Raw genomic sequence first — 26,294 nt, 5'->3', positions numbered from 1 at the left:
GTGGCGGCCTCGGCGACGCCGTGGCCGGGCCCCCGCCGTCGGCGTGGGTGTGCCCTCGCCGGAGCGGACCGCCCGCAGGTGCACCGCCACCCACGCCGGCACATCGGGGTCGTCGGCGTCGACCTCCTCGCCTGCGGGACCGAGCACGAGGTGGCGCGGCGCGGCCTCGGGCAGCGCGCCGTCGGCGAGCGCGAACACCACCCAGTGCGCGGTGAGGTGGTCGGCGGCGGCCTCGGCCACCGCGCGCACGAGCGTGCCGGGGCCCTCGGTGGTGCGCACGAGCGCGCGGGAAATCCGGTCGAGCGCGTGGATGACCCGGCGCAGGCGCTCGGCCGAGGCCAGGTACTCGACGTAGAAGGACGGTTTCCCGGACCGGATCCCGGTGAGCTGGTCGAGGTCGTGGTGATCCGTGGACATCGGGCTGCTCACCGCCTGGCCACCCCTCGCGGGGCCTCCGTCATTGCAGGGCTACCACTACATCGCCGCCCGGAACAGGGTCTCGATGTCCGCCTGGTCGGCCTCGCGCGGGTTGGTCGAGAGGCAGGCGTCGGCCAGCGTCATCGCCGAGAGCACGCCGATGTCGGACTCGCCGACGCCGATCTCGGCGAGCCCCTTGGGCACCCCGAGCTCGTCGGCCAGCCTGCGGACCTCGAGCGCCGCCCACTCCGCGGCCTCGGCGGCGCCGGCGTCGGAGTCCGGCGTGATGGTGCCGGGCAGGCCCAGCGCCTGGGCGATGGGGACGAAACGGTGCGGGTCGGGCTCGGCGTTGAAGCGGATGACGTGCGGTAGCAGCACCCCGTTGATGACGCCGTGCGGCAGGTCGAGGAGGCCGCCGACCTGGTGGCTCATGGCGTGCGCCGCACCCAGGATCGCGTTGGTGAACGCGAGCCCGGCCTCGAGGGCGGCCTGCGCCATGCAGGTGCGCGCCGCCTCCTCGCCCGGGTGGTCCATCGTGAGCTCGAGGTTCTCGCCGACCAGGGCGATCGCCTGGAGCGCGTGGTGGTCGGTGAGCGGGTTGTGCGCGCGCGAGACGTAGGCCTCGATGCCGTGGGTCAGTGCGTCGAGGCCCGTGGCGGCGTTGAGCCAGTCCGGCATCGTGGTGAGCAGGTGCGGGTCGACGATCGACATGTCCGGCACCAGCGCGCGACCGAGAATCGTGATCTTGGTGTTGCGGGCGGTGTCGGTGACGATGCAGAACTGCGAGACGTCGGCGCCGGTGCCCGAGGTGGACGGCACCATGACCATCGGCGGGATCGGCAGCGCCATCCGGTCGACACCCTCGTAGTCGAGGATCGTGCCGCCGTTGCCGGCGAGCAGCGCGATGCCCTTGGCCGCGTCGATCACCGAGCCCCCGCCGAGCGCGATGATGACGTCGCAGCCCTCCTGGAGGTAGTGGACGTGCCCGGCGGCGATCTCGTGGTCCTTGGGGTTGGGCGTCACCCCCTCCCACACCGACGGCCGCAGCCCGGCCTCCGCGAGGTGGGCGCACAGCTGGTTCGGCCAGCCGGCGGCGCACAGCCCGGGGTCGGTGACGAGCAGCGGGCGACGCGCGCCCAGGCGCACCGCGGCGTGCGCGGCCTCGCTCAGCGAGCCGGGACCGAAGAGGATCTCGGGGACGTGGAACTTCGCCAGGCGGGGCGCCTCCGTCCGCGGCCGCGTCGTGGCCCGGTCGGCCGGGCTCCGCGCCGGGGTGACCGCCGCACCGGCCGCGGACTCGGGAGCCCGACGGTGCGCGATGACGGAATCCCCCGCGCGGGTGACGCTGTGGACGAGGACCACGCTGCCCCCTTGTCTGCCGGACGACGACGGTTGCCCACGTTACAGACGGACGGCAGGCGACGGCAGGGTGAGCAGCGGGTTCTCGTGCTGCTCCGCCCGGGCCAGCCGTCGTTCGGCACCGTTCGTATCACGCTGCTCCCACGGCGGCGGGCGTCGTGCGCAGGAAGGCCTCCTCGCCCCACCAGCGCCGGAACGTCGGGAGCCCGACGCCCTCGACGAGGCGGCGCGTCTGGCTGTCCTGCGCGCGCATCGCCGCCATCTTGCGCTCGAGGTGCTCCCCCTCGAGCCGCAGGTGCAGGTCGGGGTCGACCTCCGCGGCGGGGTCGTCCATGAACACCCCGAAGGCCTCGTTGATGTCGGCGAAGCGCCGGGTGAAGCCAGGAGGGAGGACGGCTTCGAGGAGCTCGGCGTCCGGTGCGGCGGCCTGCCACGCGCGCCGGGCCCAGTGGCCCACCGTCCGGTGGTCGGCGTGCCCGGTGACCCCGTCGTCGGCGAAGGTCACGATCGTGTCCGGCCGGACCTCGTCGACGATCGCGGCGACGCGCTCGGCCGCGGTGCGCCGCGGGACCAGGGGGCACGCCCCGTCCTCGTAGCCCAGCCAGCGGTGCTCGGAGACGCCCAGGAGGGCGAGGGCCTCGTCGAGCTCGCGGGCCCGCAGGGCGCCGAGGCGGTCGGCGGGCCAGCGCGCGGGGTCGTCGGTGCCGTGCTCACCGCGGGTGGCGGTGACGACGACGACGCGGTCGCCCCGCTCCCGGGCGGCCAGCATGAGCCCGGAGGACAGGAAGGTCTCGTCGTCGGGGTGGGCCCAGACGCCGAGCAGGGTGCGGGTCACGACAGCACCTCGACGACGATCATCACCGCGACGGCGGCGAGGACCGGCAGGGCGGGGTTGCGGAACCGCCACGCGACGACCGCGGCGACGGCGAGTGCGAGGTGCATCGGTCCGGGCACCACCAGGGCCGCCGCACCCCGGTGGCCGACGAGGGCGGTGACCACCAGCGCGGCGAGCGCGGCCGGCGCCAGGTGGGCCAGCCCGCGGCGCAGGACGGCGGGCAGCCGGTGTGCGGGCACGAGGGCGATGAGCACGACCCGCAGGCCGTAGGTCGCGGCGGCGGAGACGAGGAGGGTCATGACGGGCTCCCCGACGTCTCGCTGGTGCGGGCGACGGGCGTGACGGTGGCCGCCACGACGCCGACGGCGATGCCGCACATCAGGCCGAGGCCCGACGGCAGGGGCGAGGCGAGGGCGGCGGTGACGGCGGCGGCCCCGGCGCCGACCGCGGCCGGGCGGGCGCGCAGCTGCGGCACGAGCATCGCGAGGAACATCGCGGGCGCCGCGACGTCGAGCGCCGACGACGCCGGCAGCACCGGGGCGAGCAGGCCACCGGCGGCGGTCATCGCCACCCACGCCACCGCGAGCACCCCGCCGGCGGTGAGCCAGTAGCGGCGGAAGCGCGCCGGATCCTCGAGGTCACGGCGCCGCGTCACCATCGCGTAGGTGGGGTCGACGACGAAGTGCGCGGCCGCCCAGCGGAACCAGCGCGGCTGGTCGCGGAAATGGGGCTCGAGCGCGGCGGCGTAGAGCAGGAAGCGCGCGTTGACCAGCGTCACCGCCGCGAGCACGGCACCGGCTCCGGCGCCGCTGCCCATCAGCGTGATGGCCGTGAGCTGGCCGCTACCGCCGTAGAGGAGGGCGGACGAGAGGACGCCGGTGCCGGCGCCGACGCCGGAGCGCACGGCCGTGACGCCGATGAGCATCGCGAACGGGGCGAGGCCGAGGACGACCGGCGCCAGGTCGCGCACGGCGTCCGTGACCCCGTCGGCCCGGCGGGTGTGACGGAGAGTGATGTCCATGCCGCCCACGATGCGGCTGTCCGGGTGGTGGCCACATCGGTGGCCGCTCCCCATCCCGGGCGGGTGGGTCCCTAGGTCGCGACCGGTTGCTGCCGGGGTTCCGGGGTGTCCCGACGCCGGCGCTCGGGAACGACGCCGAGGCGGCGGGCGACGACCGCGGCCTCGCGGCGGGTGGGCACGTCCAGCTTCGCGAGGATCGCCGAGACGTGGTGGTCGGCGGTCTTCTCGGAGATGAACAGCCGCGCGGCGATGCCGGCGTTCGTCAGGCCCTCGGCGACGAGGCGCAGCACGTCGACCTGGCGGGCGGTGAGCCCCGCGGGGTTGGTGCGCGTCGTGGCACGCGGCCGGGCGGGCACCCCGGTGACGCCGCGTCCCCGCAGGTCACGGCGCACCTTGCCGGCCACCGCGTCGGCGCCGAGGCGGTCGAGCAGCTCGAGGGCCGCGAACACGTCGGCGGGCTCGCCCGTGTCGACGAGCGCGAGCGCCTGGTCGTAGGGCGACCCGAGCTCCGCCCAGCACTCGGCGGCCGACCTCGGATCGCCCGCGAGCATCAGGGCGTACGGCGACCCCGGCGGGAGCGACGGCGCGTCCACGTCGTGGCCGAGCCTGCGCAGCCACACCGCGAGCTCCCCCGCCGACCACTCGGTGCCCGTCCGCGTCGCGGCCCGGGCCAGCAGCTCGGCCGCGCCGTCGAGGCGACGGTCCGCCGTCCCGGTCACCCAGCACCGTTCGGCCAGCGCCGACGCGGCCGGGAGGAGCCGCAGCGGCTCGGCGTAGCGGACGGCCAGGTCCCAGCCGCGCTCGAGGGACGCGTCCGCCCCGGCGCCGCCGCGACGCAGCTCGACGAGGCCCTGCACCAGGGACGGCCAGGTGTGGGTCAGGGGCGCCGCGCTCTCGGTGAGGACCGCGCCCGCGTCGAGGGCGGCCTCGTCCCAGGCGCCGCGCAGCATGTGCAGGCGCCCCCGCACGCCGCGCTGCCAGCCGTGACACAGCGGGACGTCCCACTGGACGGTCAGCGGCAGGCTGCGGTCGAGGGCCTTCTCCGCCGCGTCGAGCCGCCGGTGCTCGACGTCGGAGTTGATCACGTTGCTCCAGCCCGCCGAATGCGCCTCGCAGAACCGGTCGCCGGCCGCGTCCAGCACGGCGAGGATCCGGTCGCGGGCCGCGAGGTCGCCCGACATCATCGCGACCACGGAGTCCACCACCGAGAGCCGGACGTCCAGGCGGTAGTCGACCACCCCCGCGGCGACCGCACGGGCCCGGTCGTGGCGCTCGCGGGCCGCCACCAGGTCGCTCTCCTGCATGGACTGGACGGCCTGGATCATCAGCGCGCTGCCCAGCAGGGCCGCGCTGCGGGTGCCGGGCTCGGCGCGGGGCGTGAGGATCTCGACGGCCCGGGCCGCGTGCTCCTCGGCGCTCGGGCGGTTGCCGTTGTACCACTCGAACACCGCCAGCGACTGGTGCCCGGCGCCGACACCGTCGAGGTCGCCGTCCGCCTCCCAGCAGGCGATGGCCCGGCCGCACACGGCGATCGCCTCCTCGAGGCGGTCCGTGAGGTAGAGCTCCTGGGCGAGCAGCTCGCACAGCCCGGCCCGCGCCGCGTCGGCGTCCTGCGGCGCGTGCTCCAGCGCCGTGGTGAAGAACCGCGCGGCCTCGGTGTGCGCCCCGGACCCGGCCGCGACGCGGCCCGCCCGCGCGGCGTAGCGGAACACCCGGCCCGCGTCGCCGGCGGCGAGGGCGTGGTGGGCGAGCACCGCCGGGTCGGGGTCCGGGAGCGTCTCGAGGGCCTCGGTCATCCGGCGGTGCAGGTCGATCTCGCCGCCCGGCGGGATCGCGCCCGCGACGGCGAGGCGGCAGATGTCGTGGCGGTAGGTGATGCCGCGGCGGTCGCGGGCGATGAGCCCCGCGGTGTCGAGCGTGCGCAGCGGTCCGATGCCGACCCCGAGCGCGGGCAGCAGCGTGTCCGGCACGGCTCCGGGGGCGCAGGCGAGCAGGTCGGCGAGGTCCCGGGCGCCCGGGTCGAGCCCCGCGGTCCGCGCCAGCACCGCGTCGCGGACCGACACGGGCAGGGCGCCGTCGATCATGGACGGGTCCTGGCTCACGACCTCGGTGACGAAGAACGAGTTCCCGCGCGTGAGCCGGTGCAGGTGGGCGGGGTCGATGTGGCGCGCCCCCACCAGCGTCGTCACCGCCGCCACCGACAGCGGGTCGAGCTCCACCCGCGTCGCCGACGGGGTGCGCGCGACGTCCCCGAGCAGGCCGCGCAGCGCCGGCTGCGGGTCCGGCTCGTCCGCGCGGTAGGTGGCCAGGATCAGCGAGCGGGTGCCGGCGATGCGGCGCAGCAGGAAGCGCAGCAGGTCGATGGTCGCCTCGTCGGCCCACTGCAGGTCGTCGACGACGAGCAGCACGGAGCGGGCGGTGAGCGCGTCGAGGAGCGCGCGGTGGATCTCGTGCGGCGGCGCCCCGGCGCGCAGCAGCCCGGCGGCGGGCTCGCCGAGGTCGTCGGCGACGTCGTGCAGCGGGCCGAGGGGGCGGGGCACGCCCAGCGGGTCGCACACGCCCCACAGCACGTCGCCCACGTCCGGGCCGGCGGCGAACAGGCGGGCCAGCGAGGTCTTGCCGATCCCCGACTCGCCGGCGAGCAGGACGATCGACCCTTCGCCGCCCCGCGCCTCCTGCCACGCGCGGCCCAGGAGACGCAGCTCGTCGTCGCGCTCGAGCAGCTCCACGCCTGTCACGGTACGTGATCAAAGTCACGGGGGGAATGTCCCGTTCGGCCTAGGGTCCTCCCCGCACAACATGGGGAGGCGCTCCCGATGTCCCGGGTGACCTGCGCACGGAACCGTTCTCTCCATCGGGGTCGCCACCGTCCGTGACCCCGCGGGAACTCCGACGAGGGAGAACGACGATGACCGAGACCGTCACCGACACCGCCGCCGACCGTGCGCTCAAGGCCAAGCACCGCACGATGTGGGGCCTGGGCGACTACCCCGACGTGGCCACCCGCCTCATCCCGGAGCTCGGCCCCGTCCTCGTCACCGCGGCCGGCATCCGCCCCGGCGAACGGGTGCTGGACGTCGCCGCGGGGACCGGGAACGTCGCGGTGCCCGCCGCGCTCGCCGGCGCGGACGTCGTGGCCTCCGACCTCACCCCGGAGCTCTTCACCGCCGGGCGGGCGTTCGCGGAGCGCCAGGGCGTCGCCGTGCGCTGGGAGGAGGGCGACGCGGAGGCGCTTCCCTACGCCGACGACACCTTCGACGTCGTGACCTCGTCCGTGGGGGTCATGTTCGCGCCCCACCACCAGCAGGCCGCCGACGAGCTCGTCCGCGTCACCCGCCCCGGCGGACGCATCGGGCTGATCAGCTGGACTCCCGAGGGCTTTGTCGGGGACCTGTTCAAGACCATGAAGCCCTACGTGCCGCCGCCCCCGCCGGGCGCCCAGCCGCCGCCGCTGTGGGGCGACGAGGCGCACGTCCGCGGCCTGCTCGGCGACCGCGTCACCGACGTCGAGGCCCGCAAGCAGACGGTGACGGTGACGATGTTCGACTCCCCGGACACCTTCCGTGCGTACTGGAAGGAGACCTACGGGCCGACCATCGTGGCCTACCGCAACAACGCCGAGGACGCCGAGCGCACCGCCGCGCTCGACGCCGACATCGCCGCGGTGGCGGAGCGCCACGACCGCGGCAGCGGCACGACGGTGATGGAGTGGGAGTACCTCCTGCTCACCGCCCGCGTCGTCTGACGCGGATCGAGAACGACCCGCAACACCCCTCGTGACCGGCGACGGAGCCGGTCCTCACGCCAGGAGAGCGACATGCCGAAGTACATCATCGAGCGCACCGTCCCCGGCGCGGGCCGACTCGGCCCGCAGGAGCTGCAGGAGCTCGCCCGGACCTCCAACGCCGTCGTCGACGGCCTCGACTCGCCCTACACCTGGCACCAGAGCTTCGCGGCGGGCGACAAGATCTACTGCGTGCACACGGCGGTGTCCGCCGACGTCGTGCGCGAGCACGCCCGGTGCGGCGGCTTCCCGGCCGACAGCGTCACCGAGATCGGGTCCGAGTTCGGGCCCTGGAGCGCCTGATCCCGGGGCGGGGCCCGCGGTTCAGGACCCCGCCGCGGCGGAGAGCGACGCCGCCGACACCACCGGCTCGACGTTGGACTCGGTGTGGATGGGGCCGTCGCGACGCGAGAGCGGCGTGCCCCGTCCGCCCCACTGGTGGGCGATCATCTCCGCGGCGATCGACACCGCGGTCTCCTCGGGCGTCCGGGCCCCGAGGTCCAGGCCGATCGGGCTCGACATGCGGGCCAGCTCCGCCTCGGTGACCCCGGCCTCGATCAGGCGCTGCTCGCGGTCGGAGTGGGTGCGGCGCGAGCCCATCGCCCCGATGTAGCCGATCTCGGGCAGGCGCAGCGCCACCTCGAGCAGGGGCACGTCGAACTTCGGGTCGTGGGTGAGGACGGCGAGCGCGGTGCGCCCGTCGATGCGGCCAGCCTCGGCCTCAGCGGCGAGGTAGCGGTGCGGCCAGTCGACGACGACCTCGTGCGCCTCCGGGAACCGGCTCGACGTCGCGAACACCGGGCGCGCGTCGCAGACCGTGACCCGCATGCCGAGGAACGTGCCCATGCGGGCCACCGCGGCGGCGAAGTCGATGGCGCCGAAGACGATGAGGCGCGGCGGCGGCGCGAACGACTCGACGAAGACCTGCAGGCCCTCGCCGCGGCGCTCGCCGTCGGTGCCGTAGGACACCAGCGCGGAGCGGCCGGCGGCGAGCAGGCCGCGCACGTCGTCGCGCAGCGCGTCGTCGAGGCGGACCGACCCGGTGCTGCCCTCGACCCCGCCGTTCCCCCCGTCGCTGCGCTCGCCCCGGCCGTCGGGCCAGATGACCAGACGGCGCCCGACGCGCTCGGCGGGCCCGGAGACCACGGTGGCGACGGCCACCGACCGGTGCTCGCGCACGGCCTCGGCGATCGCGCCGAGCTGGGGGAAGGACTCGCGGTCGACGCGCTCGACGTAGACGTCGAGGATGCCGCCGCAGGTGAGACCGACGGCGAAGGCGTCGTCGTCGGAGACGCCGTAGCGCTGCAGCGTCGCGTCGTCGGTGCCCTCGAGGATGCCGGAGCCGAGCTCGTACACGGCGCCCTCGACGCAGCCGCCGGACACGCTGCCCACGGCCTGCCCGTCGTCGCCGACGAGCATGGACGCCCCGGGCTGTCGCGGGGCGGACCGGAAGGTGCCGACCACGGTCGCCAGAGCGACCGGTCGGCCCTCGGCCCACCAGCCCTCCAGGGTGGGGAGAACGTCACGCATCCCGCAGCACCTCCAGCAGCTCGGCCAGCGTCGTGAGGGAGTGGCCCGCCAGCAAACGGTCAACGTGCGGGAGGGCCGCCGCGATTCCCCCCTGCACCGGGGCGTAGCCGCTCTTGCCGGCGTGCGGGTTCACCCAGACGACCTTGTGGGCCAGCCGCGCGAGGCGCGCCGACTGCTCCCCGAGCAGCTCCGCGCCGCCGCGCTCCCACCCGTCGGAGAACACGACGACGACCGCGCGGCGGGCGACGCCGCGCTGGCCCCACCGGTCGAGGAACGCCCGCAGCGCCTCGCCGAGGCGGGTGCCGCCGGACCAGTCGGGGATCGCGCGGGCCGCGTCGCCCAGGGCGCGCTCGGGGTCGCGCTGGCGCAGCTCGCGCGTCACGCGCGTGAGCCGGGTGCCGAGGGTGAACGTCTCCACCGAGGTGGGTGTGCGCCGGGTGAGGACGTGGGCGAAGCGCAGCAGGGTGTCCGCGTAGGGGCTCATCGAGCCGGAGACGTCGACGAGCAGCACGACGCGACGCGGGCGCTCCCGGCGCCGGCGACGGCGCATCTCGCCGATCTCGCCGCCGTTGGCGAGCGCCGCCCGCAGCGTGCGGCGCGGGTCCGGCTCGCCGCGGCGGGCCGGGCGGCGGCGCCGGGCCCGGCGCTTCGGGGGTGCCGGGCGCAGGAGCGCGAGCAGGCTCTTGAGGTGCTCGCGCTCCCCGATCGAGAGCTCGGCGATGTCCCGGTCGCGCAGGATCTCCTCGCCGGAGGCGGCCACCCGCAGCTCGGGGGTCTCCTCCTCCTCGCCGTCCTGGCCGGAGCCCGGTGGGGGCTCGGTGAGCGCGGCCATGGTCGAGATGCGCGGCTTCGGGGGCGCCGGCCGTCCCATGCGCTGGTCGCGGGGGTCGGCGGAGAACCAGGCCGCGAACGCGTGGTCGTAACGCACGACGTCGTCGGGGTCGGCGCACAGCGTCAGGCGGCCCGCCCAGTACGTGGAGACCTCGCTGGTGAGGTCGGACAGGCGCAGCGCCTGCAGGTACGCCGCGACGCGGTCGGTGGTGACGGGCACCCCGGCGTTGCGGACGAGGCGCGTGAAGGCGACGAAGTCCTCGAGGACGGCGTCGGGACCGCCGTCGGCCTCGGTGACGGTGTCGGTGCCTCCGCCGAGCGTCTCGACGACGCCGGAGGCCAGGACCGCGCCGGCGTGGGGGCGAGGAGCGAGCCCGTCGCTGCTCCCGCCCCGGTCACCTGTGCTCACTTCTCGTCGCTCCGCTCGCCCCTGGTGCTCATGAGGCGAGCAGGGCGTCCAGCTTGTCGCGCGCCCGGTCGGCGTCCTCGCGGTACTTCAGCACCGCGCCCAGCGTCGCGGTGGCCGAGGCGAGGTCGAGGTGACGCGCGCCCACGAGCTGCAGGGCCTGGGCCCAGTCGATCGACTCGGCGACGCCCGGCGGCTTGAGCAGGTCGAGCCCGCGCAGGGCCTGCACGGCGCGGGCGACCTGGTCGGCGAGCTCCGCGGGCAGGTCGGGCAGGCGGCGACGCAGGATCGCGGTCTCGCGGGCCAGGTCGGGGTGCTCGAGCCAGAGGTAGAGGCAGCGGCGCTTGAGGGCGTCGTGGACCTCGCGCGTGCGGTTGGACGTCAGCACCACCAGCGGCGGCGTCTCGGCACGGACGACGCCGATCTCGGGGATGGTCACCGAGTTCTCGGCGAGCACCTCGAGCAGGAAGGCCTCGAACTCGTCGTCGGCGCGGTCGACCTCGTCGACGAGCAGCACGCACGGCGCGTCCTGCAGGGCCTGCAGGATCGGTCGCGCGAGCAGGAAGCGGCGGTCGTAGAGGGAGGCCTCGACGGCGTCGACGTCGAGCGGCGACTGCGAGGCGGTCGCCGCGGCCTCGAGGGAACGCAGGTGCAGGAGCTGGCGCGGGAAGTCCCAGTCGTAGAGGGCCTGCGCGGCGTCGATGCCCTCGTGGCACTGCAGGCGCACCATCGGCAGCCCCAGCGCCTCGGAGAGCGCCTGCGCCAGCGCGGTCTTGCCCGTCCCGGGCTCGCCCTCGCAGAACAGGGGTCGGCCCATGCGCAGTGCCAGGAAGGCGGCCGACGCGAGACCCGCGTCGGCGAGGTACCCCGTGCCGTCCAGGGCCTTCGCCAGGTCGTCCGGACTGGTCGGTGTGGTACTCGCGGTCACCCCCCCAGCATCCCGCAGGCGTCATCCGACAGCCACCGGACGGTGCACTCCATGAGGACGCGGGGCCGCGGTCCTCAGATTCGGCTGCTCCGAACGGCCGTGCACAGCCGTGAGGCCAGGCACAGATTGGATCTGCGACACGCGGGCGGAGCAGGCCTTTCACGGAGATCATGTCGGCCCTGGAGCAGGCGTTGTCCACAACGGCGGGTCACGAAACGGTGTCGGCGGCGTGACCGCGCTCGCAACTGGTCGGCTTGAAAGACGCACTGTGCTCCGTACCGTTCGGACACGGCTCCCGACGACGCGCCGGACCGGTGTGTGCGGGTGCCTGACACCCCCGAGGCCGCCGCGCCGGATGCCCGTCCAGCGGCCTCGGGTGACCCGAAACGAAAGTGGCGGACCGGACGGGCGCGAGGACGTGAGACCGAGGGTGCTTGGCACCCGCGGGCGGTGAGGCCGCGTGGAACCGGCCGTCGACCCCGCCCGTGTGGTCCCTCCCGCGGGGCGCGGTACGGAGAGAGGTCATGCTTCGGAACACCGATGAGTCGCTGACGCGCGCCTTCACCCGGCGCGCAGCCCAGGTCGTCCTGGTGGGCGCGATGGCGGCGGCCCCGCTGGCCCTGAGCACCGGTCTGGCGTCGGCCGACACGGACTGGGACGAGCTCGCGCAGTGCGAGAGCAGCGGCGACTGGAGCACGAACACCGGTAACGGGTTCGGCGGCGGTCTGCAGTTCACCGATTCGACGTGGAAGGCCTTCGGCGGCTCCGGCTCGCCGGAGGACGCCAGCCGCTCGGAGCAGATCCAGGTCGCCGAGCGCGTCAAGGCCGAGCAGGGAATGAGCGCCTGGCCGACGTGCTCGAAGAAGACGGGCAACACCGACAGCTCGGCGAACTCCGGGTCCTCGGACTCGGACTCGGGCTCCTCCGAGAGCTCGTCCGACTCGGGCTCCTCCGAGGCCGAGGGCATCGCCGCGACCCCGCAGGCCAAGGCGACCCAGCCGGCCACGGCCCCCGCGGGCGGCGCCTACACCGTGGCGAGCGGCGACACCCTGAGCTCGGTCGCCTCCGCGCACGGCGTCTCCTGGCAGTCCATCGCCCAGAACAACGCGATCGCCGACCCCGACGCGATCTCCCCGGGCCAGCAGCTGAAGTTGGGCTGACCCTCCCCGCACGTCCGGCGGCCCCGGCTCCACCCAGGAGCCGGGGCCGTCGTCTGTGATGCCGGTCACGTCTTCTCAGCGACGGGCTGTGCAAGAGAGGTTGCCCTCGGTGACATCGAGACCGCGGAGCAGCGTCTTCGTCATTCGTTCGTGACCTCGCCGCCGGCTCACGAAGCTGAGAGCCACGCACCGTGGCCCCGGCGCGGATCTAGCCTCGAGGCGTCGGTCCGCTCGAGCGGTGCCGACCGGAGCCCGGGCGCCGCCCTGTCCGACGGGCCTCCCGCTCCCCGCGACGTACGGCCCGGACAGGGACCGACACCAAGCGCCGTCCGCTCCCCTCCCGCGACGGCCCGGGGCACGTCGGCCGTGGCGCGGCTCCGGGAGACCCGTGGACCTCGTTCGTGCCGTGCTGCCCACCGCCACCACCGGACGTCACCGCGCACCGCGCCGTCCCGGCCGGCTCGGCCGGGCGACCCTCGCGGTCGTCGCGGCGGGCGCCCCGGTCATCCCCGCCGCGCTGCTCGCGGCGCCCGCCGCGCACGCGGACACCGACTGGGACGCGCTCGCCGAGTGCGAGAGCAGCGGGAACTGGGCCATCAACACCGGCAACGGCTTCGGCGGCGGCCTGCAGTTCACCGACTCGACCTGGCGGTCCTTCGGCGGCTCGGGGCAGCCCGAGGACGCCAGCCGCGAGGAGCAGATCCAGGTCGCCGAGCGCGTCAAGGCCGAGCAGGGCATGAACGCCTGGCCGACGTGCTCGAAGAAGACGGGCAACACCGACGACTCACCCAACGGCAGCGTGCCGTCGGCGGGGTCCTCCGAGGACGACAGCAGCTCTGACCCGGGCCCCGACGCCGACTCCGGCTCCGACTCGTCGGGGGAGTCGTCCTCCGACGACGCCACCCCCGAGACCCGCACCGTGCGCGACACCCCTGCGTCGGGCTCGGCCGGCTCCTACACCGTGAAGGCCGGGGACACGCTGAGCTCGATCGCCGCCTCGCACGGCGCGACCTGGCGCACGCTGGCGCAGGCCAACCCCGACGTCGCCACCGACCCGAACCTCATCTTCCCGGGTCAGACGCTCACGATGAGCTGAGGGCTCAGGGGCAGTTGACCCATTCCTCGGTGCCGTCGGTGAACTCCTGGCGCTTCCACACCGGCAGCTCGCGCTTCACGGCGTCGACGAGCTCGCTGCACGCGTCGAACGCCTGACGGCGGTGCTCCGCGGCGACCGCGCAGGCCAGGGCGACGTCGCCGATGCCCAACGCACCGACGCGGTGGGTGACGGCGAGCGCGCGCACCCCGGGGAACGCGGCGGCGACGTCGGCGGCCACCTTCTCCACCACGGCCGCGGCGCTCGGGTGGCCCTCGTAGTCCAGGGCCGTCACCGAGCGGCCGTGGTCGTGGTCGCGCACGACGCCCGCGAACGTCACGACGGCGCCCGCAGCGGCGTCGTCGACCAGCGCCGCGTGCTCCGAGACGTCCAGGGGCTCCTCGGTGACGGTGGCGCGCAGGACGCGGGCCGGGGCTGTGGACGTCACGGGTGGTCCCCTCCGAGAATCTGGTCGACGGCGTGGGCCAGGACCGGTGCGAGCACCGTCAGCCCGTCGCGCACCCCGCCCGGGGAGCCGGGCAGGTTCACCACCAGGGTGCGCTTCGCGACCCCCGCCACGCCACGTGAGAGCACCGACGTCGGCACCGCGTCGGCGCCGGCGCGCCGGATCGCGTCCGCGAGCCCGGGGATCTCGTAGTCGAGGACCGCGCGGGTCGCCTCGGGCGTCGCGTCGGTCGGGGAGATGCCGGTGCCGCCGGTGGTGACGACGACGTGCGCGCCGTCGGCGACGGCGTCGCGCAGCGCGGCGGCGACGGGCTCCCCGTCGGGCACCACCACGGGGTCGGGCGTGGTGAAGCCCTGCTCGCGCAGCCAGTCGACGATGATCGGCCCGCCGCGGTCGCTGTAGACGCCGCCCGCGGCGCGGTTGGACGCGGTGACGACGCGCGCGCGGCGCGTCGGGTCGGCTGTGGGGTCCGCGGTGGAGCCCTCAGCGGCCCTCGGGTCGGGTCCAGACACCGGAACGGCCCCCCTCCTTGCGCTCGAGGCGCACTCCGTCCAGCGTCGCCGCCGGGTCCAGCGCCTTGATCATGTCGTGCAGGGTCAGCCCGGCCACGGCGACGGCGGTCAGCGCCTCCATCTCCACCCCGGTGCGGTCGGCGCTGCGCGCCGTCGCGGTGATCGCGACGTGGTCGTCGCCGACGTCGAGGTCGACGGTCACCCCGGCCAGCGGGATCGGGTGGCACAGCGGGATCAGGTCGGGCGTGCGCTTCGCGCCCATGATGCCCGCGACCCGGGCCGTGCCCAGCGCGTCGCCCTTCGGGACGGTGTCGTCGCGCAGGGCCGCGACGACCTCGGCGGTGGTGCGCAGGACCCCGGTGGCCGTCGCCGTGCGGCGCGTGACCTCCTTGTCCCCCACGTCGACCATCCGCGCCGCGCCGGTGGCGTCGACGTGGGTCAGCCTCGGTGTGTCACTCATCGGCCCCCTCCACCGCCTTCGCCGTCTCCTCGCCGAGGGCCAGGGCGGCGCCGACGTCGACGGCCTCGGCGCCCTGCTCGCGGGCCCGTTCGACCGTCTTGCGCACCGCGCCGGCCACGGCCGACGCGACGGTGCTGTCGAAGACGCTGGGCACGATGAACAGCGGGTTGGGCTCGGCGACGACGTCGCCGATCGCGGCCGACGCGGCGAGCAGCATGTCGTCGGTGATCCCCCGGGCCTGGGCGTCGAGCAGCCCGCGGAAGATGCCGGGGAAGGCGAGGACGTTGTTGATCTGGTTCGGGTAGTCCGAGCGCCCGGTGGCGACGACGGCCGCGTGCCGTTGCGCCAGCGACGGGTCGATCTCGGGGTCGGGGTTGGCCAGCGCGAACACGACCGCCTCGTCGGCCATCGCGGCGACGTCGGACTCGTGGAGCAGGTTCGGCGCCGAGACCCCGATGAAGACGTCGACGCCGGGCATCGCGTCGCGCAGCGTCCCGGTGCGGTTCTCCCGGTTGGTCTGCTCGGCGACCCACTCCAGGCTCGGGTGCAGGCCCTCGCGGTCCGGGTGGATGATCCCGTCGACGTCCACCGCGATGAGGTCGGCGGGCGCCAGTGGCAGCAGCAGCCGGATGATCGCCGACCCGGCGGCGCCGACGCCGCAGACCACGATCCGGCAGTCGTTCATCTCCTTGGACACCACGCGCAGCGCGTTGCGCAGCGCGCCGAGGACGACGACGGCGGTGCCGTGCTGGTCGTCGTGGAAGACGGGGATGTCGAGCTTGTCGCGCAGGCGCTCCTCGATCTCGAAGCAGCGCGGCGCGGCGATGTCCTCGAGGTTGATCCCGCCGTACGCCGGCGCGAGGACCTCGACGGTGCGGATGATCTCCTCGGTGTCCTGGGTGTCCAGACACACCGGCCAGGCGTCGACGCCGGCGAAGCGCTTGAACAGCGCCGCCTTGCCCTCCATCACCGGCATCGCGGCGGCCGCGCCGAGGTTGCCGAGCCCGAGCACCGCCGAGCCGTCGGTGACGACGGCGACGGTGTTGCGCTTGATGGTGAGGCTGCGGGCGTCCTCGGGGCGGCGGGCGATCGCCTGGCAGACCCGGGCGACGCCGGGGGTGTAGGCGCGGGAGAGGTCCTCGCGGGTGCGCAGGCCGACCTTCGGGGTCACCTCGATCTTGCCGCCGAGGTGGATGAGGAACGTGCGGTCGGAGACGTTGCGCACCCGCACGCCGTCGAGGCCGTCGAGCGCGCCGGTGATCTGCTCGGCGTGCTCCTCGGACAGGGCGTTGCAGCTGATGTCGATGATGATCGCGTCGGTGCGCGACTCGACGACGTCGAACGCGGTCATGACCCCGCCGACGCGGCCGACGGCCACCGCGAGGTCGCCCGCCGCCGTGGCGCTGGCCGGCGCCTCGACGCGGGCCGTGATCGCGTACCCCGGTCCCGGGACGGTCACGGTGTGCCCCTTCCTGTCGTCTGCTCGCCCGTCCAGCGCGCGAGGTCCTCCGGGGTGTCGAGGTCGTCGGGCACCGCCACGTCGGAGATGTCCACCGCCACGACGTCGTCCCGACCGCGCAGGAAGCCCCGCGCGCCGGTGTCGCCCTCGGCCGCCGCCCGCACCTTCGCCCAGTGCGTCCGGCCGAGCAGCACCGGGTGCCCCGCCCGGCCGTCGACGGCGCCGCGTGCCAGGGCGTCGGGGCCGGTGGCGTGCGCGGCCACCCGTGCCAGCGCCGCGGATCCGATGCCCGGGGTGTCGACGAGGGCCACGAGCACCGCGTCCGCGTCCGTGCCGTCCAGCGCGTCGAGGCCGGCGCGCAGCGAGGCGGCCTGCCCCTCGGTGTCCCAGCCCGGCGCGGGCACCCAGCGCGTCCCCGCCGGTAGCAGCGCCGCGACGTCCGGCAGGCCGGCGCCGAGCACGACGACCACCGGGTCGAGGCCGGCGTCGCGCAGCGTCCGCACGCCGCGGGCCACCAGGGGCTCGCCGTCCAGCTCGACGGCCGCCTTGGGCCGACCCATCCGCCGGCCGCCGCCGGCGGCGAGCAGGAGACCGGCGGCGGTACTCAGCGGTTGATCTCGGTGACCGGGTGCTCGTAGCCGAGCTGGTCGGCGGGCAGCGGGAACTGCGTCTCCCCGAACGGCGACGGCGAGCCCTGGGTGGGCGCCATCAGCTCGGTGATCGGGTGGTCCCCCTCGTCCGCGGGCCACCACGGATCCTGGCGCGGGGTGGTGGTCTCGTCCTCGTCTGCCATGGCCGCTGGCTCCTCCCGCCGTCTCGGACGCACACCCGCCGGGACGGCGGGGCTCCAGTCTGCCGCACCTCGAGGGTGCGCGCGTGGGAGCCCGACTACCGTGGGGAGGCGATGTCCGGCCGGACCCTGCTCGATCACCTGCGCGCCCAGGACGACGACACCCTGGGCGCGTTGTTGCGCGCGCGTCCGGACCTGGCGCTGCCCGCCCCCGCCGACACCGGCGTGGTGGCCACGCGGGCGAGCGTGCGGATGTCGGTGGGCCGGGCGTGCGAGGACCTCGACGCGTTCACGCTCCAGGTGGTCGACGCGCTTCTGGTGGTGCGCGCCGACGAGATGTCCGCCGCCCTCGGTGACGTGCTCGCGCTCCTCGGCCCCGACCGCGCCGACGCCGGCCGGGCCGCGCTCGCCGACCTCGAGCGCCGGGCGCTGGCCTGGTCCGACGGCGCCACCGTGCCGCCGGAGCTCGCGCGCGCGGACCCGTCGGCCACCGCGGGTGTGCGCGCCGTCCCGGCGCTGCGCGACGTCTCGGTGCGCTACCCCGGTGGCCTCGGGCGGCCGGCCCCGGAGTTCTCGGCGATCGCCACCGCCGACGACCCGGCCGAGATCGTCGACGCCCTGCCCCCGACGAGCGCGGGGTGGTCGACGCGCTGGCCACCGACGGGCCGGTCGGCCGCAGCCGCGCGCAGGGGCCCGACGAAGGGCCGGTGGGCCGGCTCCTCGCGGCCGGCATCCTCGTGCGCGTCGACCTCGAGACCGTGGAGCTCACCCGCGAGGCGGCCCTCGCGGTACGCGGCGACCGCCCGCTCGGCGACGTCGCGGTCACCGACCCCATGCCCCCGCCACGCCACCGCGACCCGGCCGACGTCGACGCCACCGCCGCCGGCGAGATCCTCGAGGTCACCCGGCGTGCGGAGGCCGTGCTCACGGCGTGGTCGGCGAGCCCACCCGCGGTCCTGCGCTCCGGCGGGCTCGGGGTGCGCGACATGCGCCGGGTGGCCCGCGACCTCGGGGTCACCGAGCAGGACGCGGCCCTGCTGGTCGAGGTGCTCGCCGGCGCGGGGCTCGTCGCGGTCTCCGAGGGCAACGATCCCGCGTGGACGCCCACCAGCGCCGTCGACCGGTGGCTCGCCGCCGGCCCCGATGTGCGGTGGGTGACGCTCGCCCGCGGGTGGCTCGACACGCCCCGCGCGCCGTCGTTGGTGGGCGCCCGCGACGTGGGCGACAAGCTCATCGGCCCGCTCTCCGACGAGGCGCGCCGGCCCTGGGCGCCCGCGCTGCGCCGCCGGGTGCTCGACCGGCTCTGCGAGTTCGCCGACGGCGACGGCCCCCGAGCGCCGACGACCTCGTCGCGTCCCTGGCCTGGCGCGCCCCGCGCAAGGGCGGGCGGCAGCGCGACGAGATGGCGCGCACGGTGCTGCGCGAGGCGACGACGCTCGGGCTCGTCGCCCACGACACGGTCACCTCCGCCACCCGCGAGCTGCTCGTCGTCGCGCGCAGCCCCGGCGACGACCCCGACGGGGCCGCGGCCGCCGCACTGCGCCGCGCCCTGCCCGAGCCCATCGACCACGTGCTCCTGCAGGCCGACCTCACCGCCGTCGCCCCGGGACGCCTCGAGCCCGTGCTCGCCGCGGCCCTCGACCGCGTGGCCGACGTCGAGTCCGCGGGCAGCGCGACCGTCTACCGGATCAGCGAGGGCTCGGTGCGCCGCGCGCTCGACCTGGGGCAGACGGCCGCGGACCTGCACGAGCTGTTCCGCACCCGCTCGGCCACGCCCGTGCCCCAGGGGCTCACCTACCTCGTCGACGACGTCGCCCGCCGCCACGGACGCCTGCGCGGCGGGGCGGCGGCGTCGTTCCTGCGCTCCGAGGACGAAGCCCTGATCGCCGAGGTGATGGTCCACCCCGAGGCCGAGCGCCTCGAGCTGCGGCGCATCGCCCCGACCGTGCTGATCAGCACCCAGCCACTGGTCGAGGTGCTCGAGGCCCTGCGCGCCGCCGGGCTCTCCCCCGTCGCCGAGGACGACGTCGGCGGCGTGCTCGACCTCCGCCCCAAGGGCCGGCGCACCGCCGCACGGCGCCCCGAGCGCGCGGTGGGCACCACGCCGACGCTCTCCGACGACCAGATCACCGCCCTCGTCGCCCAGCTGCGCGCCGGCGACCGCGCCGCGAGCGCCGCCCGGGGCCGCGGGGCGACCGGGAACCCGACGCGCTCGGCGACGACCTCGGCCACCGTCGCGGTCCTCGCCGAGGCGGCGCGCTCCGGGCGCAGCGTGTGGATCGGCTACGTCGACGCCCACGGCACGGCGTCCCAGCGCGTCGTGCGCCCCCTGCGCGTCGGCGGCGGGGTGCTCGAGGGCATCGAGGACACCGACGACGGCGAGACCAACGGCGAGGTGATCGGCGGCTCGCCCCTGTCCTTCGCCCTGCACCGCATCACCTCGGTCAGCGTCCTCGCCGACCGCTAGGTCCCGGTCTGTCGCAGCGAACGGGTATCTCGCTGCTTCTACGCGCGCAAGGTCCCCGTTGATCACCGCGAGTCCGGCGCGGACCGGTACGGAGCGAACGGGCACTTTCGCTTCGTTCAACGGAGCGAACGGCACTTTCGCTTCATCCGGGGCGCGCGACGACGGCGCGAACGGGGAGTTCGTGCGCCTAGAAGCAGCGAGCAGCGCGTTCGCTACAAAGGGATCAGGCGCGGGCGCCGACCGCCCAGACCTGCATGGCGTGCTCGACGAGCGAGATGAGCGCCTGCTTCGTCGACTCCCGGTCGCGGGCGTCGACGGTCAGGATCGGCACGGCCGGGTCGATGGCCAGGGCCTCGCGGACGTCCTCGATGTCGTGGCGGAGCATCCCGTCGAAGAGGTTGACGCCGAGCACGTAGGGCAGGCGCCGGTCCTCGAAGAAGTCGACCGCGGCGAAGCAGTCGGCGAGCCGGCGGGTGTCGGCGAGCACCACGGCACCGATGGCGCCGCGCACGAGGTCGTCCCACATGAACCAGAACCGGTCCTGCCCGGGCGTGCCGAACAGGTAGAGGATCAGGTCGGAGTCCAGGGAGACGCGACCGAAATCCATGGCGACCGTGGTGGTGCGCTTGTTCGGCACCGCCGAGAGGTCGTCGACGCCTGCGCTCGCGTCGGTCATCACGGCCTCGGTGGTCAGCGGGTCGATCTCGGAGACCGAGCCCACGAACGTCGTCTTGCCGACCCCGAATCCCCCCGCCACGACGATCTTGGCCGAGGTGGTGGTCGGGACGGGGTCGGCGACCGCTGCGTCAGAGCCGTCGAAGTCCACTCAACACCCTCTCCATCAACGCCATGTCCGGGACGTCGCCCGAGGTCGAGGCGGTCTGGTGCACCACGACGGTGCCCTGCGAAGCCATGTCGCCGATCAGGACCCGGGCGACGCCCAGCGGCAGCGTCAGCAACGCCGCCACCTCCGCCACCGATCGGGGCTCGCGACACAGCTCGGCCACGGCACGGTGCTCGTACTGGGGGATCCGCGAGGTGTCGCGGCCCGCGTTGCCGATCGAGACCAGGGTCTCGATGGCGAGGTCGTAGACCGGGCGGGTGCGCCCGCCGGTCCAGGCGTAGGGGCGCACGATCGCGACGTCGTCGGCGCGCTCGTCCGGCGGCTCGGCCTCCGGGAGCTCGTGCCGCGGCACGCCGCCCGGGCTCGGGACGCCGTAGGGCGCGGTCGGCGGCTCGCCCTCGGCGAGGGCGTGCGCGCCGTCGGGCTCGCCGCTCCCGTAGAGGTAGCCGTCCGCGGCGACGGTGCCGGTCTCCGTGTCGGGGGCGACGTCGTCGGACCCCTCGGAGCCGTCGGACCCCTCCGGGACGTCCGACGGCTCGTCGCGGCGACGCCGGAACAGCCCGCGCCGCTCGCCGCGCGGCCCCTTCGGCCGCGGCGGTCCGCTGATCCCGTTGAGGACGTCGGCGAAGGACTCGCCGGGTTCATCGCTCACGGGTCGTCACCCCCTCGACGCGCTCATCGCACCGCCGACCCCTGAAGCTCGGCACGGAGCTCGGGGGTCAGCAGCTGGCCGACCCGGTCGACCAGCAACGTCATCTCGTACCCCACCAGGCCGATGTCGCAGTTCGGGGCGGCGAGGGTGGCCAGGCACGAGCCGTCGCTGATCGACATGAGCAGCACGATCCCGCGCTCCATCTCGACCACCGTCTGCACGACATCGCCCGCCTCGAAGCAGCGCGCGGCGCCCTGCGTGAGGCTGATCAGCCCCGACGCCACGGCCGCCAGCTGGTCCGCACGGTCGCGCGGCAGCCGGCTGGACCCCGTGAGCAGCAGCCCGTCGGCGGACACCACGACCGCGTGCGCCACCCCCGGCACCCGCTCGGCGAAGTTCGAGACCAACCAGCCGAACCGGCTCGGCTGCGACTGGGCTCCCGTCACTGCTCCTCCTCATCCCCGGAGCGCGCGTCGCGCTCTGCTCCGGTGTCGGCCGGTCGGGCCTGACGGCTGGTGCGCCCGTCGGCCACGCCTCGTTGGTAGCTCGCGAGACGCCCACGGATCGCGTCGGCGTTGCGACGTGGTCCGGCGGCGGCTCCGTCCGGGACGCCGCCGGGTGCACCGGCGCCCCCGGACCGGGCGGCACCGGGCACGAGCTGCGCCCGGGGACGCCGCTTGGGCAGGCCCGCCTCGGTCGTGCCACCGGCGCTGACGCCGGCGTCCAGGGCGTCCGCGGTGGCCGCGGCCGCGCGCCAGCCCTCGTCGCCCGAGCTCGAGGCCCACTCGGCCTCGTCCGGGCCCGCCGAGGGCGGGGCCTCCCGGAACCAGGCGGACGCGACCTCGTCGTAGATCGGCGTGCGCTCCCGCTGCGGCGCACCGGGACGGCCCGGGGCCGCTCGGGCGCGCGGCCGGGCGGGCCGCCGCCGTTGCGGGTGTGTCCCTCGCCGTTCGCGGGAGGCGGCGCGTCGAAGAGCCGTGCGCCGTCGCCCGTCCCGGTGGCCGAGCCGTTCGCGCCGGCCGGGACCTGCGGCGGCCGGGCCGACCGCTGCGGCAGGGCACCCGGTGCCGACGGGCCGGACGGCGCCGGCGGTCCGGGCGGCCGCTGCGGCAGCCCACCCGGGGGCAGCCCACCCGCGGCCGGGGCGCCGTTCGGCGCCGGCGGACCGGCGCCGCGCCGGGGCAGCCCGCCCGGCAGCGGCGGGGGTCCGGCGGGCGTCTCCGGCTCGGCCGCCGCGACCTCGTCGGGCGCGACGGCGGCCGGGGTCTCGGCCGGGCTCTCCGCGGCGGGGGTCTCCTCGGCCGGGGTCTCCTCGGCCGGGGTCCCCTGCGGCTCGGCGGGGACGTCCTCGCCCTCGGACGCCGGCCCCGTGCGTCGCGGACGCAGGCGGGGCGCCATGCCGGGAGCGAACGGGACGCCGCTGGGCGACAGGCGCCGGCCCGACGGGCGGGCGGGACGGGGTCCTCGGACTCCTCCGGCTCCGCGGAGGCCACCGGGGCTTCAGTGGCGGGCTCGGCGACAGGCTCGGCGACAGGCTCGGCGACGGGCTCGGCGGCGTCCACGACCGCCGGCTCCTCGACGGCCTGCTCGGGCTCCGGGGTCGCGCCGACAGGGCTGTCCGCCGGGCTCTCGGCGGCCTCGGCCTGCGGCTGGGGCCGCACGACCCGGGGGCGCAGCGGGAAGGTCCCGCGACGCGTCGGCAGCGGTGCCGCGGCCTCCGGGGTCTCGCTCGGCGCGGCGGCGGCCTCGGACGACTCCTCGACCTGCTCGTCGCCCGGAGCGTCCGCCGGGGCCTCGACCGACGCCTCGGCGGGCGTCTCGGCCGGCGTCTCGGCGGGCGCCTCGACCGGGTTCTCGACCGCGTCCACGACCTCGACGGGCGCCTCGTCGGACTCGGCCGGTCCCGGTCCGGGCGGGGGCACGACGGGCGCGCCGTTCCACATCGGCGGGCCGGCGGCGGCGGGCCGTCCGGCACCCGCGGGCGGCGGTCCCCAGCCGGGGCCGGCCGGTCCGCGGCCGGGAGGGGTGCCGGGGCCGCGCCAACCGGGGGCGGTCCGCCGCGCGGGGCGCCGGGAGGTCCGGGGGACCCCAGCCGGGTCCGGCCGGTCCGCCCGCGCCGGGGCGGGAGGGCATCGGGCCGGGCGGCTGCCCGGGCCCCTGACCAGGGCCGGGACCCTGACCGGGCGCGAGCCCGGTGGGACGCAGGACGTGCCGGCCCGCGTCCGCCTCGCCGGACTCCGGCGCGTCGCCGTCGGCGGCGTCCGGCTCGACGACCTCGTCGGCGCCGGGCGCCTCCGCGTCGGGAGCGACGTCCTCGTCGCCGTCCTCGGGACGGCGGCTGCGACGACGGGCGGCGGCCGCACCGATCAGGGCCGCGGCCCCGCCGGCGGCAGCGCCGCCGACCAGACCGTGGCGGCCCCGCTCGTCCTGCTCGGCGGCGCCGTCGACGGCCGTGTCCTCGGCCGGCGCCTCCGGGGTGTCGGGCTCCTCGGCCGGGGCGCGGCCGGCGGGCTCACGGGGCGGCTCGGAGGGCGCGGGCCCGGGACGTCCCGGGCCGGTCGGTCCGCCCGGACGCCCGGGACCGGAGGGCCCCGCAGGCCCCGGCACCGACCCGTTCGTGCCGTTCGTCCCGTGGCCGTGGGAGCCGTTGGACCCGTTGGTGCCGGGCGCTCCGTTCGACGACCCGCGCCGCGGCAGCATCGACCGGCGCTCCCGGGCGCCGCCGGGGCGGGCGGCGTCCCCGCCACCCTGCTCGGGGTCGACGCCGGGCGCGAAGAACGACCCGGGCGCTCCGCCACCCTGGCGCTGACCGCGCTGCGGCAGCCCGGTGGCCCCACCGCGTGCCTGGTCGGGAACGGACCTCGAGGCCCTCGCGGACGCCCCGGCCGTGACCGCCGGGGTCGCCGCGCCCTCGGGCGCGACGGCGAGCACCGCGGACGCGGGCACCAGGGCCGTGGCCGCGACGCCGCCGTCCTCGCGGTTGCGCAGCGAGACGGTGATGCCGTGGCGGGTGGCCAGCCGCCCGACCACGAACAGGCCCATGCGCCGCGAGGCGGACACGTCGACGGTCGGCGGCGAGTCGAGCCGCACGTTGGCGTCGTGCAGGTCCTCCTCGCTCATGCCGACACCGGAGTCGATGATCTCGACGAGCAGGGAGCCGTCGCCGTTCTGCGTCGCCTGCACCCGCACGCGGGTGTCGGGGGCGGAGAAGGTGGTGGCGTTCTCGAGCAGCTCGGCGACGAGGTGCACGACGTCGCTCGCCGTGCGGCCCAGCAGCTGGGCCGAGGGCGGCGGCGCGAGGTCGATGCGCTGGTACTGCTCCACCTCGGAGGCGGCGGCGCGCAGCACGTCGACCAGCGGCACCGGGCGGCTGCCCCGCCGGGAGAGGTCGGTGCCCGAGAGCACCAGCAGGTTCTCCGAGTTGCGGCGCATGCGCGTCGCGAGGTGGTCGAGCTGGAAGAGGTTGGAGAGCGCCTCCGGGTCCTCCTCGGAGTTCTCCAGCTGTTCGATGAGGCGCAGCTGGCGCTCGACCAGCGCCTGGGAGCGCCGCGACAGGTTCACGAAGATCGAGTTGAACGCCGAGCGCAGACCCGCCTGCTCGGCGGCCAGGCGGACCGCCTGCTCGTGCACCTGGTCGAACGCGCGGGCGACCTGGCCGATCTCCTCGCGCGTCGTGATCGGCGTCGGGACGATCGTGGTGTCCGGCGCCTCCCCCTCGCGCAGGCTGCGGACGGCCTGGGGCAGGCGCCGCTCGGCGACGTCGAGCGCGCTGCGGCGCAGCAGGCGCAGCGGGCGCAGCAGCGAGCGGGTGACGAAGAAGACCACCGCGGCGCCGGCCATGAGGGCCAGCAGGAGGATCACCGACGCGACGCCCGCGCCGTTGCGGGCGGCCTGCTGCAGGGCGCCCGCCTGCTCCTGGAGCTGGCCGCGCAGCTGCTCGGAGGTCGCGGCGTCGCGGTCCTCGACGGCCGACGACGCGCGTTCCCAGTCCGGCCCCGAGACCTGCAGCGGGAGCCCCGCGGCGCCGCGGCCGAGGACCACCTGGGCCAGGAGGTCGCGGTTGTCGACGTCCGGTCCCACGACGGCGTCGGCCAGCCCGGCGTTGTCGGTGCCGACCGCCGAGCGGAAGTCGTCGACGGCGATCGAGCGGCGCAGCGTCGCGTTGCGCGCCTGGTCGATCGACGGGGCGTCGATGCGGCCCGCGGCGATGCCGGCGGCGACGACGGCCTGGACGTAGGCGTCCTCCTCGCGCACCACCGACAGCGAGTAGAGGCCGGAGGCGAGCCCGGCGACGCTCGGGTCGGCGGCCTCCCGGGACAGCGACCTGTCGAAGATCTCGAGGGTGTCGACGACCTCGGTGTACCGGGCGATCGCGCCCGCGGCGTCCACACGGCCGTCGATGACGTCGTCGCGCAGGCGGTCGAGCTGGTCGATCTCGGCGTCGGCCTGGTCGAACGACGTGCGCGTCTGCTCGTCGAGGGAGTCGGCCAGCCCGGAGGAGCGCCGCAGCTCGGAGACCGCGTCGCGGGTGGCGCCGATCCGCTCCTCGACCGGACCGGAGCCCCCGGCGCGTCCCGCGGCCACGTAGACCGCCGCGGCGGAGCGCTCGTCGGCGAGGCTGCCCATCACCCATGCCGTGCCGTCCTCGAGCGCGACGGCCTGCTGGACCCCGTCGAACTCGGCGGCGTCCCGGGTCTGCTCCACGATCCGCAGGACGCCGAGGGTCAGCACGAACAGCGTCGGCACCAGCAGGACCGCGGTGAGCTTGACCGGCAGGCTCCAGTTGCGCAGCGCCAGGCGCTCGGTCCAGTCGCCGCCGTCGGGGCCGTCCGGACCGGGACGACCGTCGCGCGGGTCGTGGTACCGGACGGAGGCCCGATCCGGGCTTCGCTCGGGGGTGGTCACGGACTGGTCCTCCCGGTTCCTCCGGTCGGTCGGACTTGGCCCGACCCTCCCCCACGCCGAAGGCCTGCCTGGTCCACGCTCGGTGACCGGCGATGGTCTACAGTCGCCGCCGTCCGGATCGAGCGGTGGCACACGGGTGACACCGCGACGTCACGCGGGCACACGTCGGTGCGACGATCGGGGAACGAGGCGAGCGGGCGCATCAGAGTGGTCAGGCGTCCAGGGCGGTCGGCGCGAGGTCCGCGGGACGGTCCTCGCTGGTGACGGGCCCCGGCACTGCGCCGTGAGCCCATCGGGGTCGGGTGGTCACTCCTCGAGGGCGGGGTCGAGCGCGCTCACTGTATCCGTCGTGCCCCCGGGAATGACCGGGCGTGT

24 protein-coding genes are annotated in these 26,294 nt (G+C 76.0%); 6 read left to right on the top strand and 18 right to left on the bottom strand.

Features of this window, described 5'->3' with window-relative positions; genetic code table 11:
* Positions 1 to 474: 474 nt before the first annotated feature.
* The 5 genes from ACQPYN_RS05290 to ACQPYN_RS05270 all read right to left on the bottom strand — a co-directional run bounded on the left by ACQPYN_RS05290 (position 475) and on the right by ACQPYN_RS05270 (position 6,361).
* Positions 475 to 1,779, bottom strand: a complete 1,305-nt coding sequence (locus ACQPYN_RS05290) for an iron-containing alcohol dehydrogenase (RefSeq protein ID WP_433034348.1) — start codon at positions 1,777 to 1,779, stop codon at positions 475 to 477.
* Between the two features lie 127 nt (positions 1,780 to 1,906).
* Positions 1,907 to 2,611 carry a PIG-L family deacetylase gene (locus ACQPYN_RS05285; RefSeq protein ID WP_433034346.1) on the bottom strand — a complete coding sequence of 235 codons (705 nt, stop codon included), beginning with the start codon at positions 2,609 to 2,611 and terminating at the stop codon, positions 1,907 to 1,909.
* Positions 2,608 to 2,910, bottom strand: coding sequence for an AzlD domain-containing protein (locus ACQPYN_RS05280; protein WP_433034344.1), 303 nt, complete (start codon positions 2,908 to 2,910; stop codon positions 2,608 to 2,610). The genes ACQPYN_RS05285 and ACQPYN_RS05280 overlap by 4 nt, the downstream gene beginning before the upstream one ends.
* Complete coding sequence (locus ACQPYN_RS05275) at positions 2,907 to 3,632, bottom strand: AzlC family ABC transporter permease (RefSeq protein WP_433034342.1); 726 nt, start codon at positions 3,630 to 3,632, stop codon at positions 2,907 to 2,909. The genes ACQPYN_RS05280 and ACQPYN_RS05275 overlap by 4 nt, the downstream gene beginning before the upstream one ends.
* Positions 3,633 to 3,703: 71 nt before the next feature.
* Positions 3,704 to 6,361, bottom strand: a complete 2,658-nt coding sequence (locus ACQPYN_RS05270) for an ATP-binding protein (RefSeq protein ID WP_433034340.1) — start codon at positions 6,359 to 6,361, stop codon at positions 3,704 to 3,706.
* A 179-nt stretch (positions 6,362 to 6,540) separates the two neighbouring features.
* Between ACQPYN_RS05270 and ACQPYN_RS05265 the strand changes: the two genes are divergently transcribed.
* Together ACQPYN_RS05265 and ACQPYN_RS05260 are read left to right on the top strand one after the other, a co-directional pair.
* Complete coding sequence (locus tag ACQPYN_RS05265; RefSeq protein WP_433034338.1) at positions 6,541 to 7,377, top strand: class I SAM-dependent methyltransferase; 837 nt, start codon at positions 6,541 to 6,543, stop codon at positions 7,375 to 7,377.
* Positions 7,378 to 7,449: 72 nt separating this feature from the next.
* On the top strand, positions 7,450 to 7,719 hold the full coding sequence (locus tag ACQPYN_RS05260) for a DUF4242 domain-containing protein (RefSeq protein ID WP_433034336.1): 270 nt from the start codon (positions 7,450 to 7,452) through the stop codon (positions 7,717 to 7,719).
* A gap of 21 nt (positions 7,720 to 7,740) precedes the next feature.
* On the opposite strand, the gene ACQPYN_RS05255 is transcribed toward ACQPYN_RS05260, so the two are convergent.
* The 3 genes from ACQPYN_RS05255 to ACQPYN_RS05245 all read right to left on the bottom strand — a co-directional run bounded on the left by ACQPYN_RS05255 (position 7,741) and on the right by ACQPYN_RS05245 (position 11,111).
* Positions 7,741 to 8,946: an XdhC family protein gene (locus ACQPYN_RS05255; RefSeq protein WP_433034334.1), complete on the bottom strand. Its 1,206-nt coding sequence runs from the start codon at positions 8,944 to 8,946 to the stop codon at positions 7,741 to 7,743.
* Complete coding sequence (locus tag ACQPYN_RS05250) at positions 8,939 to 9,997, bottom strand: vWA domain-containing protein (protein ID WP_433038740.1); 1,059 nt, start codon at positions 9,995 to 9,997, stop codon at positions 8,939 to 8,941. Before ACQPYN_RS05250 ends, ACQPYN_RS05255 begins: the two co-directional genes overlap by 8 nt.
* Positions 9,998 to 10,214: 217 nt before the next feature.
* The gene (locus ACQPYN_RS05245) at positions 10,215 to 11,111 is read right to left on the bottom strand and encodes an AAA family ATPase (RefSeq protein WP_433034332.1); all 897 of its coding nucleotides are present in this window, start codon (positions 11,109 to 11,111) and stop codon (positions 10,215 to 10,217) included.
* Positions 11,112 to 11,635: 524 nt separating this feature from the next.
* Here ACQPYN_RS05245 and ACQPYN_RS05240 point away from each other — a divergent pair.
* Both ACQPYN_RS05240 and ACQPYN_RS05235 read left to right on the top strand, forming a co-directional pair.
* On the top strand, positions 11,636 to 12,271 hold the full coding sequence (locus ACQPYN_RS05240; RefSeq protein WP_433034330.1) for a LysM peptidoglycan-binding domain-containing protein: 636 nt from the start codon (positions 11,636 to 11,638) through the stop codon (positions 12,269 to 12,271).
* A gap of 388 nt (positions 12,272 to 12,659) precedes the next feature.
* Complete coding sequence (locus ACQPYN_RS05235) at positions 12,660 to 13,367, top strand: transglycosylase family protein (protein WP_433034328.1); 708 nt, start codon at positions 12,660 to 12,662, stop codon at positions 13,365 to 13,367.
* Positions 13,368 to 13,371: 4 nt separating this feature from the next.
* On the opposite strand, the gene ACQPYN_RS05230 is transcribed toward ACQPYN_RS05235, so the two are convergent.
* The 6 genes from ACQPYN_RS05230 to ACQPYN_RS05205 are packed head-to-tail and all read right to left on the bottom strand — an operon-like array spanning position 13,372 to position 17,054.
* Complete coding sequence (locus tag ACQPYN_RS05230) at positions 13,372 to 13,812, bottom strand: molybdenum cofactor biosynthesis protein MoaE (protein WP_433034326.1); 441 nt, start codon at positions 13,810 to 13,812, stop codon at positions 13,372 to 13,374.
* Positions 13,809 to 14,342 (bottom strand): MogA/MoaB family molybdenum cofactor biosynthesis protein, encoded by a 534-nt coding sequence (locus ACQPYN_RS05225; protein WP_433034324.1) that lies wholly within the window; start codon positions 14,340 to 14,342, stop codon positions 13,809 to 13,811. The genes ACQPYN_RS05230 and ACQPYN_RS05225 overlap by 4 nt, the downstream gene beginning before the upstream one ends.
* On the bottom strand, positions 14,314 to 14,802 hold the full coding sequence (moaC, locus tag ACQPYN_RS05220; protein ID WP_433034322.1) for a cyclic pyranopterin monophosphate synthase MoaC: 489 nt from the start codon (positions 14,800 to 14,802) through the stop codon (positions 14,314 to 14,316). The genes ACQPYN_RS05225 and moaC overlap by 29 nt, the downstream gene beginning before the upstream one ends.
* Positions 14,795 to 16,261, bottom strand: a complete 1,467-nt coding sequence (locus tag ACQPYN_RS05215) for an NAD-dependent malic enzyme (RefSeq protein ID WP_433034320.1) — start codon at positions 16,259 to 16,261, stop codon at positions 14,795 to 14,797. Before ACQPYN_RS05215 ends, moaC begins: the two co-directional genes overlap by 8 nt.
* A complete protein-coding gene (locus ACQPYN_RS05210; RefSeq protein ID WP_433038738.1) occupies positions 16,258 to 16,848 on the bottom strand; it encodes a nucleotidyltransferase family protein in 591 nt (196 codons plus the stop codon). The genes ACQPYN_RS05215 and ACQPYN_RS05210 overlap by 4 nt, the downstream gene beginning before the upstream one ends.
* Positions 16,849 to 16,865: 17 nt before the next feature.
* Positions 16,866 to 17,054, bottom strand: coding sequence for a hypothetical protein (locus ACQPYN_RS05205; protein ID WP_433034318.1), 189 nt, complete (start codon positions 17,052 to 17,054; stop codon positions 16,866 to 16,868).
* A 111-nt stretch (positions 17,055 to 17,165) separates the two neighbouring features.
* Here ACQPYN_RS05205 and ACQPYN_RS05200 point away from each other — a divergent pair, with 111 nt between their 5' ends.
* Entirely contained in the window at positions 17,166 to 18,209 is a 1,044-nt protein-coding gene (locus ACQPYN_RS05200; RefSeq protein WP_433034316.1) for a hypothetical protein, read from the top strand.
* A gap of 244 nt (positions 18,210 to 18,453) precedes the next feature.
* Positions 18,454 to 19,518 carry a helicase-associated domain-containing protein gene (locus ACQPYN_RS05195; RefSeq protein ID WP_433034314.1) on the top strand — a complete coding sequence of 355 codons (1,065 nt, stop codon included), beginning with the start codon at positions 18,454 to 18,456 and terminating at the stop codon, positions 19,516 to 19,518.
* Between the two features lie 223 nt (positions 19,519 to 19,741).
* On the opposite strand, the gene ACQPYN_RS05190 is transcribed toward ACQPYN_RS05195, so the two are convergent.
* From ACQPYN_RS05190 to ACQPYN_RS05175, 4 genes are all read right to left on the bottom strand, one after another.
* Positions 19,742 to 20,344 (bottom strand): GTP-binding protein, encoded by a 603-nt coding sequence (locus tag ACQPYN_RS05190; protein ID WP_433034312.1) that lies wholly within the window; start codon positions 20,342 to 20,344, stop codon positions 19,742 to 19,744.
* The gene (locus tag ACQPYN_RS05185; protein WP_433034310.1) at positions 20,325 to 21,014 is read right to left on the bottom strand and encodes a DUF742 domain-containing protein; all 690 of its coding nucleotides are present in this window, start codon (positions 21,012 to 21,014) and stop codon (positions 20,325 to 20,327) included. Before ACQPYN_RS05185 ends, ACQPYN_RS05190 begins: the two co-directional genes overlap by 20 nt.
* Positions 21,015 to 21,037: 23 nt before the next feature.
* Positions 21,038 to 21,460, bottom strand: coding sequence for a roadblock/LC7 domain-containing protein (locus tag ACQPYN_RS05180; RefSeq protein ID WP_274189874.1), 423 nt, complete (start codon positions 21,458 to 21,460; stop codon positions 21,038 to 21,040).
* A gap of 1,054 nt (positions 21,461 to 22,514) precedes the next feature.
* A complete protein-coding gene (locus tag ACQPYN_RS05175) occupies positions 22,515 to 25,919 on the bottom strand; it encodes a nitrate- and nitrite sensing domain-containing protein (protein ID WP_433034308.1) in 3,405 nt (1,134 codons plus the stop codon).
* Positions 25,920 to 26,294: the final 375 nt, after the last annotated feature.

This window comes from Actinomycetospora sp. CA-053990 (assembly GCF_050948445.1).
Lineage (GTDB): Bacteria > Actinomycetota > Actinomycetes > Mycobacteriales > Pseudonocardiaceae > Actinomycetospora > Actinomycetospora callitridis.
The sequence above is the reverse complement of the archived record's forward strand: the minus strand, read 5'-3'. Positions and strand labels throughout refer to the sequence as shown.